This window comes from Mesorhizobium sp. WSM3879, from assembly GCF_002294915.1.
GTDB lineage: Bacteria > Pseudomonadota > Alphaproteobacteria > Rhizobiales > Rhizobiaceae > Mesorhizobium.
Genome location: NZ_NSFZ01000001.1, coordinates 620,412 through 637,708, shown reverse-complemented (window position 1 = coordinate 637,708; position 17,297 = coordinate 620,412). Strand labels below are relative to the sequence as shown.

Sequence of the window (17,297 nt, the reverse complement as noted above, 5' to 3'; positions counted from 1 at the left end):
AGCGCCTTACGCTGTGGAACTAAGGGCGGTCTGCGGCTAGTGCTGCCGCTGGCCGTCCACCTTGTCCGCTTCGGCGCCGTCCAGGCGGTCGAGCAGATCCGTGAACTGCTTTGGGACTTCTTTTTCCAGGCGAAATGCCGGCAGCGTGCGCAGAAGGCGCTTGGTCGTTTCGGTGCCAACCTGTCGCCTGATATCCTCGGCGAGCTTGGCGCGCCTTTCGCCGATGTTGCCCTTCATGGTCCCAAAATCCTGTGTCGGCTTCGAAACTCTCGCAGCCCGGCAATGGTTCCCGCATAGGCCCTTAGTGGCAAGCAAAGCCGTCCGATACGGTAAAATTTGAATTAATTTGGAACGATCGTGGAAGGGTGGTCATCGGTGCTTGCCCCTTGATTTTTGGGCCCTAAACCTCGATATCGGGCGCAAATCCAAACCAATTCGAATGACGGGAAATGGCGATGAGCGACCAGGCAAAAGACGAACGCGTGCCCGAGGAAATCGAAGCCAACCAGGCTTCCGAGGCCCGGGCTTCCGGCGAACGTGCGGAAGGTGGCGTCGACGGCGACTATGAGGCGCTTGTGCGGTTGCTGAAGGAAAACGAGGAACTGAAGGACCGGGCGCTTCGCGTAGCTGCCGAAATGGAGAATCTGCGGCGCCGTACCGCGCGTGATGTACATGACGCACGCACCTACGCTGTGGCCAATTTCGCGCGCGACATGCTGTCGGTGTCGGACAATTTGCGCCGCGCGCTGGACGCCATTCCGACCGAGGCCAAGGCCTCCGGCGATGCCGGCTTCAAGGCGCTGATCGAGGGCGTCGACCTCACCGAGCGCGCCATGCTGGCGGCGCTGGAGCGGCATGGGGTGAAGAAGCTTGCGCCCGAAGGCGAGAAGTTCGACCCGAACTTCCATCAGGCGATGTTCGAAGTGCCCAACCCCGACGTTCCGGCCGGGACCGTGGTCCAGGTCGTGCAACCCGGCTATTCGATCGGCGAGCGCGTGTTGAGGCCGGCGATGGTCGGCGTCTCCAAGGGCGGCCCAAAGGCCGCCGCCGCCGAAGCGCCGGTCGAGCCGGGTCCGGTGAACGAGCAGGCCGAGAAGGATGCGTGAAGGGAGCCAATAGCGAATAGGGAATAGCGAATAGGGAAGGACGGTACCAACCGCACCGCTTCGTGATATTCACTGTGCACTGACTATTCGCCGATCACTATTCGCTCGCCCATGAATCCCATCGAGCTGCTCGACTATGCCGGCGTCGCCGTCTTCGCGGCGACCGGCGCGCTTGCCGCGTCACGCAAAGAGCTCGATATCATCGGCTTCCTGTTTCTGGCCAGCATCACCGGCATTGGTGGCGGAACGCTGCGCGACGTCATTCTCAACCTGCCGGTGTTCTGGGTCGCCAACAGCGGCTATGTGCTGATCTGCGCCGTGATGGCAGTGCTTGTCTTCTTCAGCGCCCATCGTGTGGAATCCCGCTACAAGCTGCTGCTCTGGCTCGATGCGATCGGACTTGCCGCCTTTGCGGTGATGGGGGCTGCAAAGGGCCTGGCGATCACCGGCTCGCCGGTCGTGTCGGTCATCACCGGGGTGCTCACCGCGACCTTCGGCGGCATATTGCGCGACCTGATCGCAGGCGAGCCTTCCGTGCTGCTCAGGCCCGAAATCTATGTCACGGCCGCGCTTGCGGGCGCAGCGCTCTTCACGTTTGGCGATCTCGTTGGCATGTCGGCCCTGCCATCCAGCCTGCTCGGCTTTGCGGCGGCGTTCCTGGTGCGGGGCGGGGCGCTCAAATTCGGCTGGTCCTTCCCGGCCTATAAGAGCCGGCCCGGGCGAAGGCCGGAGGATATTCCGTGATAGCAAACAGCGAATAGCGAATAGAGAGTAGCGAATAGGGAGTAGCGGATAGGGCTGTTGTAATGAGCCTACTATCGTTACTGCCTTCGCTATTCGCTATTCGCTATTCGCCAGACTCACGCCGCGAAACGCTGGCCTTCGCCGCCATAGTAGTTGACGTAGCGGGCGCCGATCTCCTTGACCGGCATGACGACGAAAATGTCGACGGTGGAGAATTCGTGGTCGATGACGCAGCCGTCGCCGATGCGGGCGCCGACACGCAGATAGCCTTTGACGAGCGGCGGCATGGCGGCGATCGCGGCCTTGGCATTGACCGCCTCGATAGGCATCAAGTCCATCGAGCAGTAGCGGCCGGCCACCGCCCGGACATCCCAGGCCTGGTCGGTGCGGCAGTGATGGGCGAGGTAGGTAAGCGCCTCCGCATGCGCCGCCGGCACGATGCCGTGGAAGGACGCGCAGCCGGTCATCACGCCGATGCCATAGTGGTTGATATAGGCCCAGATGCCTTGCCAGAGCGCCTCGATGGTGCGCTTGGAGCGATATTCCGGCAGCACGCAGGAGCGCCCGAGCTCCAGGAAGCGTTGGCCCGGATGGCGCGCCACCAGCTTGGTCAGCTCGAACTCGCCCTCGGAGTAGAAGCCGCCCGCCGCGGTGGCGATCTCCTGCCGCAGCAGGCGATACGTGCCGACGATACGGCGGTGCTCTGGGCCGGGAAGCGAGGTGTCGAAAACCAGGAGATGATCGCAGAGCGGGTCGAAGCGGTCGGCATCGCGCCGATCCTGCGCCTGGAACAAATCCTTCCTCGCGCCGAGCTCGTCATAGAATACCCGATAACGCACTTCCTGGGCGGCGGCGATCTCGGCCCCGTTGCGGGCGAGCCGCACTTCCAGGTTGCCGATGCGGCCCAGCGGTGCGCCGCTTGCGAAAGCGTCGGCGGCACGCGCGCCGAGAAGGGCGCTGGCGTTCGGCCGAGTATCGCATTCAGGCATGACTGTATGCACGAGTGATTCTCCTTCGAGCCATCCCTCTTGGCACGGGGATACGGTGTAGGTGCAACAGGATTGTGACAGTACCGTGATACGGCGATCCCGGCAATACTTCGTCGGCTGGGCAATACCCTCAACCGGCCATCTTATGGCTGCGAAAGCCAAGCAATCCAAGGCGTTCGGGAAAGTCTAAAAAATTCGTTACGCCGCAGCCTGGCTCTCGACGGCCTGGACGAGCGCATCGGGGTCGAGAGGCTTGGTGACGAAGCCGCTGGCGCCGTGGGCCAAAACCGTGTGGCGCGTCTTTTCCTGGCTGTCGGCCGAAAGCACCATGATCGGGATCGGCGGCACGGCAAGCGCTTCCTCATGGCGGCGGATGGCGGCGATCGCGTCCAGCCCGTCCATCACCGGCATGTGGAGATCCATCAGCACGACATCGAAACGATGCTTGAGGCCGGCGTCGGTGACGGCTTCGACCGCGGCCTTGCCGTTGCCGACGATCTTGACGCGATGTCCGGCCTTGAGCAGCGTGGCGCGGGCAAGCATCGCGTTGATGTCATTGTCCTCCGCGATCAGCACGGACAAGCCCTTGTCGCGGCGGCGGACGGACGCGGCGCCGCGCGGTTCCGACCGCGGCTCGACGGGTGCCGGCACATGACTGGTCAACAGCACGCGCAGCAGCGTTTCGCCGCGCACCGGCCGGGCGAGGAACGTCGCGTAGCCGTTGGCGCGGAATTCGCCAAGCATGCCGCGATCGGCGGGTGCGATCAGGGTGATGGCCTGGCAGTCGACAAAACCGCTCTGACGCAGCCGCTTGAGCAGGCGGCCGTCGCTGTTCTCGAGCGCGGCGTCGACCAGAAGCACGTTGCAGCCGGCGGCGAAGGCAATGGCCTGGTCCGGCGTGGCCGCGATCTCGACGGCACCGCCATGCGCGCGGATGGTGCGAGCGATGGCATCGGCCTCGACGGCATTCTTGGACACAATCACCGCGCGTCGGCCCGAGAGGATGTCCCGGCGATATTGTGGCCGTTGGGTTGCCGCGGTCGCCGGAATGTCGAAGACGAATTCGGATCCCTCGCCTAGCCGGCTCGAAACCGAGATCGTGCCGCCCATGGCGATCACCAGGCGCTTGGAGATGGCTAGGCCGAGACCGGCGCCGCCGTGCACCCTGGTCGAAGTCCCGTCGGATTGCTCGAATTCCTCGAAGATGCGCTCCATATCCTCTTCGCGCAGCCCCGGACCGGTGTCGGCGATGGTGAAGCGGATGCGGTCGGTGCTCTCGGTGCTGGCGCGCGCGACGGTAAGCAGCACGCCGCCTGTGTCGGTGAACTTGACGGCATTGCCGATGAGGTTGAGCAGCACCTGGCGCACGCGACCGGGGTCGGCGGTGATCATCTGCGGCACGTCGGGCTCGACGTGACAGCCGAGGCCGATGTTCTTGGAGAAGGCCTTCGCGGCCAGCAGTTCGATGATGTTGTCGGCGATCTCACGCAGGGATGTCGGCTGCGGCTCGGGATCGAAGCGGCCGGCCTCGATCTTGGAGTAGTCGAGCAGATCCTCGATCAGCGCCAGCAACGAGCTTGCGGAAGTCGAGACGGCGCCGACATAGGTACGCTGCTCGGGCGACAGGTCGGTGTCGGCAAGCAGCTTCGCCATGCCCATGATGCCATTCATCGGCGTGCGGATCTCGTGGCTGACGGTGGCAAGGAAGCGCGACTTGGCCTGGCTGGCGTATTCGGCCCGCTCGCGGGCGGTGATCAGCGACGATTCGGCGCGCTTGCGGGCGGTGATGTCACGGGCGATCGCCCGGTGCGAAACAGCACCGGTGTCCCTGTCCCGCACCGAGAGCTCGATCCAGGAGAACCAGCGCGGCCCGTTCGGCGTGCGGATGGCGACATCGGTGGAGCTCAGGCATTCATGATCCGAAAAGGCGGCCTCTGGCACGACGCCGACGTCGATGCCGAGCTCGGAAAGCGTCTTGCCTGCGAGGTCGCGCTGATCGATCTCGACGAGCGAGGCGAACACCTTGTTGGCGTAGACGATGTGGCCGTCGCGGTCGCGATGGACAACGAGGTCGCCGAGCGCATCGATCAGACCGCGAAAACGCTCTTCGCTCTCCTGCATCTCCCACATGCGATCGGCGAGGGTCTCGATCTCGGCGCGGCTACGGGCGGCCGTCTCGTCGAGAAGTGCGGCGGTGCGCCGCTCGGCGCGCTGGTTGCGCAGATGCATCATCAGGCCGCCCAGACCCGTCGCCAGGAGGCCTATGGTGATGAAGATCGGCGCTCCGGTGAGATGCGCCAGCCCGGCCAGGACGACTATGGCGACGATCGTCAGGAACGGCAGGCCTTCATGACTGTCCGCTTGCAATGCGGGGACCAGCGGCGGCGCGGCAAGCACCTGCCGCTTCGGCGCGTCAGGACCCAGTCCGTCGTCGCCTGCGGCTTTGCTGTCCTGTCTGAAGTCGGAGTCCGCGAGCATGCGGAAAACCTTGCCAGACAGAGATTATGGAAGATTGCGGCGGATCGTTCGAATTTTAGTCGTCCATGCCGATAACCGGCAGTTTTGCCTGGTTTTGGGCGCCTTGGACGCGAAATCGCCGAACTCTATTCCTGGAATTGCCCTATAGATCGACGACCACGCGGCCTCTGATCTTGCCGTCGACGATGTCGCGCGCGGCGCCGATGATGCCGTCGAAGCCGATCGAGCGCGACAGGGTCGACAGTTTCTTGAGGTCGAGGTCGGCGCCAATGCGGCGCCACGCCTCGAGGCGGACCGCTTTCGGCGCCATGACGGAATCGATGCCGAGCAGCGAGACGCCGCGCAGGATGAAGGGGGCGACGCTCGTCGGAAGGTCCATGCCGCCGGCCAGGCCGCACGCGGCGATCGCGCCGCCATAGGACGTCATCGCCAGCACGTTGGCCAGCGTATGGGTGCCGACCGAGTCGACGCCGCCGGCCCAGCATTCCTTGGCCAGCGGCTTGGCCGGCTGGCTGAGCTCGTCGCGTGAGATCACCTCGGCCGCGCCGAGGTCGATCAGATAGGGGCTTTCGGCATTGCGCCCGGTCGAGGCGATCACATGGTAGCCGAGGGTGGAGAGGATCGAGATGGCGACCGAGCCGACGCCGCCGGCGGCCCCCGTCACCACCACCGGTCCGCGATCCGGCACGATGCCATGCCGCTCCAGCGCCATCACGGCGAGCATTGCCGTATAGCCGGCGGTGCCGACTGCCATCGCATCATGCGGGCTCATGCCGTCGGGCAGCGGCACCAGCCAGTCGCCCTTGACGCGGGCGCGGGCGGCAAAGGCGCCGTAATGCGTCTCGCCGACGCCCCAGCCATTGAGGATGACCTTGTCGCCCTTGCGCCAGTCGGGGTGCGAAGATTCGATGACAGTGCCGGCGAAATCGATGCCGGGCACCAGCGGCCAGCGGCGCACGACCGGGGCCTTGCCGGTGATGGCCAGCCCATCCTTGTAATTCACCGTCGTCGCCTCGACGGCGACGGTGACATCGCCTTCCATCAGGTCAGCTTCGGTGAGGTCGACGATCTCGACCGACTGCTTCTTTTCGGCGTCGCGCGAAACGAGGATGGCTTTAAAGGTATCGGACACTTTGGTCTCCTCGTTTTGTTTGAAACAAATTTGCGGCGGTGGCCACGCCAGGTCAATTGCCTGGATCCTGGGACCTGGTTTCCCGCCGCCAGCCGATCAGCTCGTCGAAGACGACCAGCGCGGCGCCGACCGAAATGAAGGCGTCGGCAAAGTTGAACACAGCAAAGGACCAGACCGGCGTGTGGAAAAGAATATAGTCGATCACGTGACCGTAGACCGCGCGGTCGATCAGATTGCCGAGCGCGCCGCCGACGATCAGGGCGAAGCCGATCCGGGCAAGGACGTGACCGGGGGGCGTGCGCACCGCCAAATAGAGCACGAAGGCGACGACGAGCGCGGCGATGACCACCAGGCCGGTGTCGCCGAAGGAGGAAAACATCGAGAAGGCGATGCCGGTGTTGTAGGTGCGAAACAGCGCCAGGAAAGGAAGCAGATCCACCTTTTCCTGGAAGGCGAGGCCGTTTTCCACCAGCTGTTTTATCCACTGGTCGAGTGCGATAGCGAGCACGACCAGCAGGGCGTAAGGTGACCAGGATTTCACGATTTCGCAGCCCTCATCGCGTGTCGGCAGCAGGGTCGAGCTTCAACGCGCCACGCCGGATTTCGAACAGCATGACGCCGGTAGCAACCGCCAGATTGAGAGAATCGGCGCGTCCGGCCTGCGGGATCCTGAGCAGCCGGTCGCAACTGTCGGCAAGGCTGTCGGGCAGGCCCTGCTGCTCATTGCCCATCAACAGCAGCACCGGGCCTCTCGAAAAGTCGACCGACCGGTAGTCGACCGCGCCCTTCAGATGCGTTCCGGCGACGAGGCCCGGAAAGTCGCGCCGCCAGGCCAGAAAAGCCTGCTCCGTCGCCTTCGCGACCGGCACGGCAAAGATCGAGCCCATGGTGGCGCGCACGGTTTCCAGCGAAAACGGATCGGTGGTGTCGCCAACCAGGATGACGCCCTTGGCGCCGACGGCGTCGACGGTGCGGATGACGGTGCCGAGATTGCCGGGATCGCGAACGCGGTCGAGCGCGACCCAGACGTCGCCGTCCGTGGCGCGGATATCCTTCAGCGGCAGCGTCTGCTGGACGAAGACGCCGACGACCATTTGCGGGTTTTCCCGGCGGGTGATTGCCGCCAGCACCTTTTCCGAGACTTCGAGCACGGTGCCGCCGGCGGCGACAGTGCGCGCCGCGACCTTTTCTATCGCCGCGTTGCCGCGCCCGGCCTTGGCGAAGACGAGCGTCCTGATCGACCAGCCGAGGTCGAGTGCGTCGATGACCAGCTTCAGGCCTTCCGCCATGAAGGCGTTCTGCTGGTCGCGGAACTTCTTCAGCGCCAGCGCCTTGATGTCCTTGACCAGCGGATTGGCGAGGCTGGTGACTTCCTTGACCTGCCCGACGGGCCGGGCGCCATCATGCGGGACCATTCAAGCCACCCAGCGCGAGAACAGCGAGGTCGACAGCGCGCGGCCGGCGGATTTCTCGCGGATGATCAGCTCGCCGGATTCGACCGTGCCGCCCATGCCGGCGAAGGCGTCCCGCATCAAGGCATGGATGGCGAAGAAGGAGGCGCGGATCGAATAGGCGGTCAGCACCACGGCGATCGGCTTCGGCGTCAGGATCGAGCGGCAGAGATCGGTGAGCCCCGGCAGATCCTCGAACAATTGCCAGACTTCCCCCTTGGGACCGCGGCCATAGGCGGGCGGGTCGAAGAGCACGATGTCATAGTGGCTGCCACGGCGCTCCTCACGCTCGGCGAACTTAACCGCGTCCTCGACGATCCAGCGGATCGGCTTGTCGGAGAGGCCGGCTCTCTCCTGGTTCTCGCGCGCCCATCCGATCGCCTTCTTCGAGGCGTCGACATGAGTGACCTCTGCGCCGGCGCGCGCCGCCACCAGCGAGGCAAGGCCTGTGTAACCGAAGAGGTTCAGCACCTTGATCGGTCGCTTTGCCGCGGCGATCAGGCCGGCCATGTGGTCCCAATGCGATGCTTGTTCGGGAAAGACGCCGACATGGCGGAATGAGGTGAAGCGGCCGAGATAGTCGATGCCGTCATGCTTCATCGGCCAGGTTTCGCCGAGCGGCGTTTTTGGAAAACGCCAGCGGCCGATGCCTTCCTCGTCGGTGTCGCCGGTGAAGATGGCGTCGGCGCGCTGCCATTCCTTGGCGGGAAGCGCCCGCTGCCAGATCGCCTGGCCTTCGGGGCGCACGATGCGGTAGGGCCCATACTGCTCCAGTTTTTCGCCGGCGCCGCTGTCCAGCAGAGCATAGTCGGCGTTGGGCGCGACCTCGAGGATCAGCGGCAGGCGCTCGGCGGGCAACGGGCCTTCGCGGCGGGCGAGGGGGCGCTGCGCTGGTTCTGCTGCCTGACGACGATGCGGCTCCGGCCTCTCCGGCGAAGCCGCCTCCCGCAGGCGCGACTGGCTGGAGGGATTCGCCGGCTGGCGCGGACGGTTGTCGCGGTTTCGGTCGCGAAAGGACTTCAAGAACAATCTCCGGAACGGCACGCCGCTTTTGGCATAGGCCCATGACCTTCGCAACCGCATGGTCCGGCGCTGTTCTGTCGCGATGCGATGGACCTCGCCCGAAGAAACGGGCAAGTCTCCGGTCATGTCCCGTTCCGAACGCCTGCTCGACCTGATCCAGATTCTGCGCCGCCACCGCCGGCCGGTCAGCGGCCGCACGCTTGCGGAGGAAATGGGCGTGTCGATCCGCACGCTCTATCGCGACATCGCGATGCTGCAGGGGCAGGGCGCGCCGATCGAAGGCGAGGCGGGGCTGGGCTATGTGCTGAAGCCCGGCTTCATGCTGCCGCCGCTGATGTTCACCGACGAGGAGATCGAGGCGATCGTGCTCGGCTCGCGCTGGGTGGCGAAACAGCCGGACAAGCGGCTGGCCGCGGCGGCGGCGGATGCGTTGTCCAAGATCGCGGCGGTCTTGCCGGACGATCTGCGTGAGGATCTCGACGCCACGACGCTACTGGTCGGGCCAAATTCAGCGAGCGGCGAGACGATCGATCTAGGCATCGTCAGGCAGGCGATCCGCAGCGAGCGCAAGCTCGGCTTCCTTTACCGCGACGCCGGTGGCGCGACCTCTGAGCGCATGGTCTGGCCGTTCGCGCTCGGCTTCTTCGACAAGGTGCGGGTGGTGGTTGCGTGGTGCGAGATGCGCCAGGATTTCCGGCATTTCCGCGCCGACCGCATGGCCAATCTCGCAGCCACCGAGATCCGCTATCCGCGCCGCCGCCAGGCGATGCTCAAGGAATGGCGAGCGACGCACGATGAATCGGCCCGGAAAACGGCGCAGGAGCCTGCTGGCCGATCGCTGCTGCCAGAATCTGACAGTGGGATGATCTAGCTTGGCCAAGGTTCAAACACCTTGGAGACCGACATGACCACGCCCAATTTCGTCATCCTCTATGTCGACAGCCCCGAGAAGAGCGGGGCGTTCTACGCCTCGCTGCTCGGGCGCCAGCCAGTAGAGGCCTCGCCCACCTTCGCCATGTTCGTCCTCGACAACGGCTTCAAGCTCGGCTTGTGGTCGCGCCACACGGTTGAACCGGCGGCCGCCGCCGCGGGCGGGGGCGGCGAGTTCGTGCTTGCGATGGAGAATGCGGCCGCGGTCGACGCCACGCACGCGGACTGGGCGGGACGCGGGTTGAAAATCCTGCAGGCTCCGGTCGATCTCGACTTCGGCCGCACCTTCGTCGCGCTCGATCCCGACGGTCATCGGCTGCGGGTTTATTGGCCGAACGAGGCAGCAGGGCAGTAGGCGTAAGGTGTGAGCTTCGTTATTGCCTTACTGCCCTATTCCCTACTGCCTTGTGCTGAGCGCCTTGTAGACGGCGATGCCGGCGGCGAGATCTTCAAGCGCTGCGCCGACCGACTTGAACAGCGTGATCTCGCTATCGCTTTGCCGGCCCTGTTTCTCGCCACGCGCCAGTTCGTGCAGGTCGGCGATGATCGCTGCAGGCTTCAGGACGCCGGAAGCCAATGGCTGCACGATGTCGCCGGCCTCCTTGGTGGCGCCGGCGCGGGTATCGACATAGACGCGGGCGCGGGAAATGGCATCGTCGTCGCTCTCGCGCATCTGCGGCGTGAAGCCGCCGACCAGATCGACATGGGCGCCCGGCTTCAACAGCGCGCCCTTGATCAGCGGCGCGGTCGTGATCGTCGCCGACGAGATGATGTCGGCCTCGCCAAGCTCGGTTTCGAGGTCGCCTGCCACGCTTGCTGGAAAACCTTCGGCGCGCAGTGCTGCCGCGACCTTTTCGGCATTGGCCGGCGTGCGGTTCCAGATGCGGATGGAGGTGATCGGCCGAACCGCCGAATGCGCCTTGGCAAGGAAAGGCGACAGCGCGCCGGCGCCGATCACCAAGAGCCGCGAGGCGTCCGCGCGGGCGAGATAGGATGCGGCGAGCGCCGAGGCACAGGCGGTCCGCCATTGCGTCAGCCGCTGGCCGTCGATCAGGGCCTGGGGTTCGCCGGTCACGCCGTCGAGCAGCAGATAGAGGCCCATCACCGCCGGCTTGCCGATGGCGTTGTTGTCCGGCGAGACGGTGACGATCTTGACGCCGATATGGCCGCCGGCCGAGGTGCCGGCGGCGTCGAAGTCGGTCCAGGCCGGCATCAACAAAAGCGTCGAGGCGGCGCCGTCCGGCCGCTCGACCGCGTGATGGTGGCGCACCGGCTGCACGGCGCCTTCGCGGAAGGCGGTGCGCAGTGTCTCGACCAGACCTGAAAAGGTCAGCGCGCGGTCGACCTCGGCGGCCGAAATAGTCAGCATGGAAAGCTCCCTAAGGCGCTGTTTAGTTCGTCGGCTTGGGCAGCGCCGGTCCTTTCGGCGCAGCGGGTGCGCGGCTCACTGCCTGGCGCAGGTTCTCGGCCTCCAGCCCGCGCTGGCGCGCGAGCTTGCGGTAGCGGCCCTGCTTCACCCAGGTAGCCATGCTGCCGACGATCATGCCGAAGGCCAAAGCCAGGAACAGGAAGATGAAGAGCGGCAAATTCAGCGTCAGCGCTGGATTGCCAGGATGGAACGGGTCGAGCGTGAAGGCGACGAGGCCGCGATTGGCGACGGCAAGCGCGATCAGGATGACGGCCAGCGGCACGAAGACCACGACGAGCATGACGCGATTGAACATCAAATCTCCTGGAGGTGGCTTAAGCGCCGAAACGTCGTTTCCCGACCTGCCGGCGCAGCGCCTATTTGCCGCCGTTCAACCTTTCGCGCAACTCCTTGCCGGTCTTGAAGAACGGCACCCACTTCTCCTCGACCTCGACGGATTCGCCGGTGCGGGGGTTGCGGCCGGTGCGGGCAGGACGGTTTTTCACCGAAAAGGCACCGAAACCGCGCAACTCGACCCTGTTGCCTTCGGCGAGCGCGTCGGTGATCTCGTCAAAGATCGCGCCGACGATGTTTTCAACGTCGCGGAGGAAAAGATGGGGGTTGCGCGCGGCAATGATCTGCACAAGCTCGGACTTGATCATGAACGTTCCCCGTAAACCACTGCGGTCAAATATCAGGATGATTTTATTGCTTTATTTGGCTCGTCCCAATGGTTGTCAAGGGTGCCAGACCGAAACGAGACCGTCAAGGAACAAGCGGTCGGCGCCAAGCTCGTGAATGATGTCGCCGCCGGCGTCCGGCAGGCCGAGCGCATTGGCGACGGCTTTGGTCATGCTTCTCGAAAACAGGAGGCCGTGCCCCTCCGTATCCTTCCATTCGACGACCTTGAGCTTGCTGTCGACCCCTTTGGTCGCCAGCCAGTTGATCGCCTCGGGTTCGCCGCCAACGGCATCAACCAAGTGATTGGCGAGCGCCTGGCGGCCGGTGAAGATCGAACCGTCGGCCAGCGCCTGCGCCTGCTCGCGGGTCATCTTGCGCCGTTCGGCGACAATGCCGACGAACCAGTCATAGCTGTCGAGGATGAGCTTGCGCACCATGGCGCGCTCGTCGTCATTGGTCGGCTTGAACGGCGAGGGCGCAGCCTTGAGCGGCGAGGACTTCACTTCCTCGAGCTTGATGCCGAGCTTGTCCATCAGGCCGCTCACGTCGGGATACTGGATCAGCACGCCGATCGATCCGACGATCGAGGTCTTGCGGGCGACGATGTGGTCGGCCGCGCTTGCGATCATATAGCCGGCGGACGCGGCCAGCGTGCCGACCTCGGCCACCACCGGCTTGTCGGCGGCGAGCTTGCGCACTTCCTCATAGATCGACTCGCCGCCGACCGTGGTGCCTCCGGGCGAATCGATCGACAGGATGACGCCCTTCACCGTTGCGGATTTGCGGATCGTCTCCAGTCTTTTGATCAGCTCCTCGTCCTCGGTGATGGTGCCTTCAATCTTGACCTTCGCGATGTGGTCGATCGCCTGACCGGTGAAATCGTCACCATAGATCCATGCCGAAAACGCGATCAGAGCTGCCGCCACAATCACAAACGCGGTCACGCGCCAGAACGTCAGCTTGCGGCGCAAGCGGCGGCGGTCGATCAGGTCGTCGGCTCTCATTGCCATGGTCAGCCTCACATTCGGTGGGAAAGGACGCTTTTAAAGCAACCATCCGCGCGGGGCTACCGTTTCCTGATGCCCTGGCCCTGACAGGTCTTGGCGCAACGCGGCGGTCACGACGACCTCACGAAAAATTAACGCAGCCCGTTCCTATCTGCTATGAAGAGCTGGCAGTGCAGCCGGATTCGTCCTAGTCGTACGGTAGTAGCCGTCACATTTTTGCAGTTTTCCTCCGCTTGTGCTTGCTTGCGGGGACCGGCATACCACCTATAGGCGGTGTTTGGCGGGGCAAGGGCTCATTAGAAAACAGTCATGTTGGCGCGATCTGACGAAACGAGCGATGCCGAAACGGTATCGGCTGCCGCTGGCGAAAGCGGCACGCGCGGCGATGCGTTCGATCGTGCGCAGCGGCATTCGCGCCGCGTGCGCGTGTTGAAATTCGCCGTGCCGCTGCTGGCGGCGGCAATTGCGATCGCCTTTCCGGTCTATTCTTATCTCGCCGCGCCGGTGTCGATCTCGGTACAGGCCGACGGCACGGCCTTTTCGGACGGCAAGCTGGTGATGGCCAATCCCAAGCTCAACGGCTTCACCAAGCAGAAACTGCCTTATTCGCTGACGGCGACCAGGGCGACCCAGGATGTCGGCAAGCAGGGTATCATCGACCTCGAAGGCATCAACGCCAAGCTGCCCGTCGCCAGCGACAATGTGGTGGCGGTCAACGCCGCGCATGGCATCTACGACCGCGACGCCAACACGATGGACCTCACAAGCGATGTCCTGGTGACGACGAGCGACGGCATGGAAGCCAAGTTCAAATCGGTCTTCCTAGACATGGGCAAAGGCTCTATGAAGACCGACAATCCGGTCGATGTCAGCCGCGGCGGATCGCGCATCACCGCCGACTCGATGTCGGTGGAAGAAAACGGCAAGGTCGTGGTCTTCGAGAACCGGGTGCGCGTCAACATTGACGCGGCAAGTCTGAAGGCGGCAGAGGCAAAGGGCGGAGAGCAGAATGCGTCGCAGTAGTTCGGCAAGGCTTGCAGCGGCGGCCTCTCTCTTCATGTTGCTCGGGGCGGCGCCGGCGCTTGCCCAATCCGGCGGCACCAGCCAGATGTCCGGCCTGAAATTGTCAGGCGACCAGCCGATCCAGATCGAAAGCGACAAGCTCGAGGTCCGTCAAGCCGACAGCGCGGCGATCTTCAGCGGCAACGTCACCGTCAATCAGGGGCCGACGCTGCTCAAGGCCGGCAAGATGACGGTCTATTACGTCAAGGACCCAAACGCTCCCAAGGGCGCGGCGGCGGGCGCATCGGCGATGACCGGGGCAGCCAACATCGACCACCTCGTGGTTGAGAACAAAGTCTATATCAAATCGAACGACCAGATCGCCACCGGCGACAAGGGCACGTTCGACATGAAGACCCAGGTGCTCGTTCTTTCCGGCAGCGAAGTCGTGCTCTCGCAGGGCGACAACGTGCTCAGGGGTTGCAAGCTCACCGTTCAGATGAAAAGCGGCCTTGCCAATGTCGACGGTTGCGGCACCGGCGGTCGGGTCATCATGTCGATCACGCCGCAGAAGCAGGGCGCGCCCCAAAAGGGCACGGCCCAGCAGGGAGCGTCGAGCAACTAATGGCCGGCGTATCGTCGCTGCTGGCCCGCCTCCCGGGGCGGACAGCCGCAAAAACGTCTGCGTCGGCAACGATCGGCGCCGACAAGGCGAAGTTCAAGGGCACCCTGATCGCCAAGGGCCTGACCAAGAGCTATAAGGGCCGCAAGGTGGTGAGCGGCGTGACGCTCGGCGTGCGGGCCGGCGAGGCCGTCGGACTGCTTGGTCCCAATGGCGCCGGCAAGACCACCTGTTTCTACATGGTCACCGGTCTCGTGCCGGTGGACGAAGGCACGATCGAGATCGACGGCTTCGACGTCACCTCGATGCCGATGTACCGGCGCGCCCGCCTCGGCATCGGCTATCTGCCGCAGGAAGCGTCGATCTTCCGGGGCCTCAACGTCGAGCAGAACATTCGCGCCGTTCTGGAAGTGGTGGAAAAGAGCCGCAAGGAACGTGAGCGCACGCTCGACGAGCTGCTCGAGGAATTCCACATCAGCCATCTGCGCAAGGCGCCGTCGATGTCGCTGTCCGGCGGCGAAAGACGCCGCCTCGAGATCGCGCGGGCGCTGGCCACACGGCCGGCCTATATGCTGCTCGACGAACCCTTCGCCGGTATCGATCCGATCGCGGTCGCCGACATCCAGCAGCTCGTCCGCCATCTGACCGCGCGCGGCATCGGCGTGCTGATCACCGACCACAATGTGCGTGAGACGCTCGGCCTGATCGACCGCGCCTATATCATCCATGCCGGCCAGGTGCTGACGCATGGCCGCGCCGACGAGATCGTCGCCAACGCCGATGTGCGGCGGCTCTATCTCGGCGAGGGTTTTACGCTCTAAACGCGAAAATTCCGGTTCCGCGGCAATTTCTCGCTGAATTTTCCGGCTTTATGCCTGCTCTGCCCGCGAATAACGCCCCGGTAAGCCGTCTCTGCTAGCGTTTGCCTTGACAAGCAAAAGCCGGGCCAGTTTCTATGCCCGACCGAAAACGGCAGCTCGATGCGTAGACGAGGCGTTTGAATCCAACCATGGCGCTGGCGGCCAAACTGCAGCTCAGACAGTCCCAGTCGCTGGTGATGACGCCCCAGCTGATGCAGTCGATCCGGCTGCTGCAGCTCACCCATGTCGAGCTCGAGCGCTTCATCGACGAGGAAATCGAGCGCAATCCGCTCTTGGAGCGGGCCGAGCCGCAGGACGATGCGGGCGGCGACCAGCCGCAGAAGAGCGAGACCGCTCCGGAACCCGCCGCCGGGGACGACTGGTTCGAAAGCGAGACGGAATGGAGCGCCGAGGCGATCTCGGAAAAGCTCGACTCTTCGCTGGAGAACCTGTTTCCCGACGATCCCGGCACGAGCGAAAAGCTCGGACCGGATCTCACCGCGCAGTGGAAGTCGGCATCCGCGGGCAGCGCCGGCAGCGCTTCGTCGGAAGGCTTCGACGTCGGCGAGATGGCCGCGACCATCGTGACGCTGCGCGAGCATGTCGGCGAACAGATCGCGCTTGCCTTCGCCAAACCCGGCGAGCGCCTGATTGCCGGCGAGCTTGCCGATAGCCTCGACGAAGCGGGCTATCTGCGCGCCGATGTGGAAGAGATTGCCGCGCGGCTGGGGGCGGACAAGGGAGCGGTGGCGCGAGCGCTCACGGTCTGCCAGACCTTCGAGCCGGCCGGCCTGTTTGCCCGCGACCTCGCCGAATGCCTGTCGCTGCAGCTTGCCGCACGCGACCGGCTCGATCCGGCGATGAAGGCCCTGGTGGCTAATCTCGAACTCCTGGCGCGGCGGGATTTCCAGACGCTGAAACGCATCTGCGGCGTCGACGAGGAAGACCTTCTCGACATGCTGGCCGAGATCCGGGCGCTCGATCCGCGTCCCGGCACCGCGTTTTCGGGCGGCGCGAGCGACGCCATCGTCGCCGACGTCGAGGTGCGGGCCGCTGCCGACGGCAGCTGGGCGGTGGAGCTCAACGCCGACACGTTGCCGCGCGTTTTGGTCGATCATGTCTATTTCGCCCGAGTTTCCGGCCATGCCAAGGACCAGGCGGAAAAGGAGTTTCTGGCCGAATGCCTGCAGAACGCCAACTGGCTGACGCGCAGCCTCGACCAGCGGGCGAAGACGATCCTGAAAGTGGCCTCGGAAATCGTGCGCCAGCAGGACGCGTTCCTCGTCCATGGCGTGCGGCATCTCAAGCCGCTCAACCTGCGCACGGTGGCCGACGCGATCGGCATGCATGAATCGACGGTGAGCCGCGTCACTGCCAACAAATACATGCTGACGCCGCGCGGCGTGTTCGAGCTGCGCTATTTCTTCACCGCTTCGATCGCCTCGGCGGAAGGCGGCGAAGCGCATTCGTCGGAAGCCGTGCGTGACCGCATCAAGCAGCTGATCGACGAGGAAAAGCCCGCCGACGTGCTTTCCGACGACGCTATCGTCGACATGCTGCGGGAAAGCGGCGTCGACATCGCCCGCCGCACGGTCGCCAAATACCGGGAAGGCATGAACATTCCTTCATCGGTGCAGCGGCGCCGGGAGAAGCGGGCGCTGGCCAACGCCGGGCGATAGGGCAGTTGATATTCATCGGGCCTGACCTAGTTTGGTCCGAGCTGAGGAATGGCGATTTTTCACAGTTTTCGTGTTTCATTGACAAGCTGCAATGAAGTGTCTAGAAGCCCGCCCGCATGAGCCGGGCCGTGATGCCCGCCTCGCGAATGGCTCCGTCAAAGCGAAGGCCTCGGACGGCCAGAAGG

General features: G+C 64.5%; 19 protein-coding genes. 8 read left to right on the top strand and 11 right to left on the bottom strand.

Annotated features, from left to right (window positions below):
• Positions 1-36: 36 nt before the first annotated feature.
• Positions 37-237, bottom strand: a complete 201-nt coding sequence (locus CK218_RS03080; RefSeq protein ID WP_067004075.1) for a hypothetical protein — start codon at positions 235-237, stop codon at positions 37-39.
• A gap of 218 nt (positions 238-455) precedes the next feature.
• Between CK218_RS03080 and grpE the strand changes: the two genes are divergently transcribed.
• A complete protein-coding gene (grpE, locus tag CK218_RS03075; protein WP_067004211.1) occupies positions 456-1,106 on the top strand; it encodes a nucleotide exchange factor GrpE in 651 nt (216 codons plus the stop codon).
• Positions 1,107-1,217: 111 nt separating this feature from the next.
• Positions 1,218-1,850, top strand: coding sequence for a trimeric intracellular cation channel family protein (locus CK218_RS03070; RefSeq protein ID WP_095778725.1), 633 nt, complete (start codon positions 1,218-1,220; stop codon positions 1,848-1,850).
• Positions 1,851-1,966: 116 nt separating this feature from the next.
• On the opposite strand, the gene CK218_RS03065 is transcribed toward CK218_RS03070, so the two are convergent.
• The 6 genes from CK218_RS03065 to CK218_RS03040 all read right to left on the bottom strand — a co-directional run bounded on the left by CK218_RS03065 (position 1,967) and on the right by CK218_RS03040 (position 8,923).
• Complete coding sequence (locus CK218_RS03065; RefSeq protein ID WP_095826796.1) at positions 1,967-2,851, bottom strand: GNAT family N-acetyltransferase; 885 nt, start codon at positions 2,849-2,851, stop codon at positions 1,967-1,969.
• Positions 2,852-3,037: 186 nt separating this feature from the next.
• Positions 3,038-5,317 carry a PAS domain-containing hybrid sensor histidine kinase/response regulator gene (locus CK218_RS03060; RefSeq protein ID WP_095826795.1) on the bottom strand — a complete coding sequence of 760 codons (2,280 nt, stop codon included), beginning with the start codon at positions 5,315-5,317 and terminating at the stop codon, positions 3,038-3,040.
• A 142-nt stretch (positions 5,318-5,459) separates the two neighbouring features.
• Positions 5,460-6,449, bottom strand: a complete 990-nt coding sequence (locus CK218_RS03055; protein ID WP_095826794.1) for an MDR family oxidoreductase — start codon at positions 6,447-6,449, stop codon at positions 5,460-5,462.
• Positions 6,450-6,501: 52 nt separating this feature from the next.
• Positions 6,502-6,990, bottom strand: a complete 489-nt coding sequence (gene lspA / locus CK218_RS03050; RefSeq protein WP_067004065.1) for a signal peptidase II — start codon at positions 6,988-6,990, stop codon at positions 6,502-6,504.
• Between the two features lie 13 nt (positions 6,991-7,003).
• The gene (locus tag CK218_RS03045) at positions 7,004-7,864 is read right to left on the bottom strand and encodes an RNA methyltransferase (RefSeq protein WP_095826793.1); all 861 of its coding nucleotides are present in this window, start codon (positions 7,862-7,864) and stop codon (positions 7,004-7,006) included.
• The gene (locus tag CK218_RS03040; protein ID WP_095826877.1) at positions 7,865-8,923 is read right to left on the bottom strand and encodes a class I SAM-dependent rRNA methyltransferase; all 1,059 of its coding nucleotides are present in this window, start codon (positions 8,921-8,923) and stop codon (positions 7,865-7,867) included.
• 124 nt (positions 8,924-9,047) lie between these two features.
• Here CK218_RS03040 and CK218_RS03035 point away from each other — a divergent pair, with 124 nt between their 5' ends.
• Positions 9,048-9,794, top strand: a complete 747-nt coding sequence (locus CK218_RS03035) for a YafY family protein (RefSeq protein ID WP_095826876.1) — start codon at positions 9,048-9,050, stop codon at positions 9,792-9,794.
• A gap of 33 nt (positions 9,795-9,827) precedes the next feature.
• Positions 9,828-10,208: a VOC family protein gene (locus CK218_RS03030; RefSeq protein ID WP_095826875.1), complete on the top strand. Its 381-nt coding sequence runs from the start codon at positions 9,828-9,830 to the stop codon at positions 10,206-10,208.
• A 42-nt stretch (positions 10,209-10,250) separates the two neighbouring features.
• Here CK218_RS03030 and CK218_RS03025 read toward each other — a convergent pair whose 3' ends face one another.
• The 4 genes from CK218_RS03025 to sppA all read right to left on the bottom strand — a co-directional run bounded on the left by CK218_RS03025 (position 10,251) and on the right by sppA (position 12,952).
• Positions 10,251-11,222, bottom strand: a complete 972-nt coding sequence (locus CK218_RS03025) for an ornithine cyclodeaminase family protein (protein WP_095783528.1) — start codon at positions 11,220-11,222, stop codon at positions 10,251-10,253.
• 22 nt (positions 11,223-11,244) lie between these two features.
• Positions 11,245-11,577 carry a DUF1049 domain-containing protein gene (locus CK218_RS03020; RefSeq protein WP_095783527.1) on the bottom strand — a complete coding sequence of 111 codons (333 nt, stop codon included), beginning with the start codon at positions 11,575-11,577 and terminating at the stop codon, positions 11,245-11,247.
• Positions 11,578-11,638: 61 nt separating this feature from the next.
• Entirely contained in the window at positions 11,639-11,923 is a 285-nt protein-coding gene (locus CK218_RS03015; RefSeq protein ID WP_027165368.1) for an integration host factor subunit beta, read from the bottom strand.
• A gap of 75 nt (positions 11,924-11,998) precedes the next feature.
• A complete protein-coding gene (sppA, locus tag CK218_RS03010) occupies positions 11,999-12,952 on the bottom strand; it encodes a signal peptide peptidase SppA (protein ID WP_067318883.1) in 954 nt (317 codons plus the stop codon).
• Positions 12,953-13,258: 306 nt separating this feature from the next.
• Between sppA and lptC the strand changes: the two genes are divergently transcribed.
• The 4 genes from lptC (at position 13,259) to rpoN (ending at position 17,112) form a co-directional block, all read left to right on the top strand.
• Positions 13,259-13,972 (top strand): LPS export ABC transporter periplasmic protein LptC, encoded by a 714-nt coding sequence (gene lptC, locus CK218_RS03005; protein ID WP_067004053.1) that lies wholly within the window; start codon positions 13,259-13,261, stop codon positions 13,970-13,972.
• Positions 13,959-14,576 (top strand): LptA/OstA family protein, encoded by a 618-nt coding sequence (locus CK218_RS03000; RefSeq protein WP_095826792.1) that lies wholly within the window; start codon positions 13,959-13,961, stop codon positions 14,574-14,576. The genes lptC and CK218_RS03000 overlap by 14 nt, the downstream gene beginning before the upstream one ends.
• Positions 14,576-15,394, top strand: a complete 819-nt coding sequence (gene lptB, locus CK218_RS02995; RefSeq protein WP_095826791.1) for an LPS export ABC transporter ATP-binding protein — start codon at positions 14,576-14,578, stop codon at positions 15,392-15,394. Before CK218_RS03000 ends, lptB begins: the two co-directional genes overlap by 1 nt.
• Positions 15,395-15,582: 188 nt before the next feature.
• A complete protein-coding gene (gene rpoN, locus CK218_RS02990; protein ID WP_095826790.1) occupies positions 15,583-17,112 on the top strand; it encodes an RNA polymerase factor sigma-54 in 1,530 nt (509 codons plus the stop codon).
• Positions 17,113-17,297: the final 185 nt, after the last annotated feature.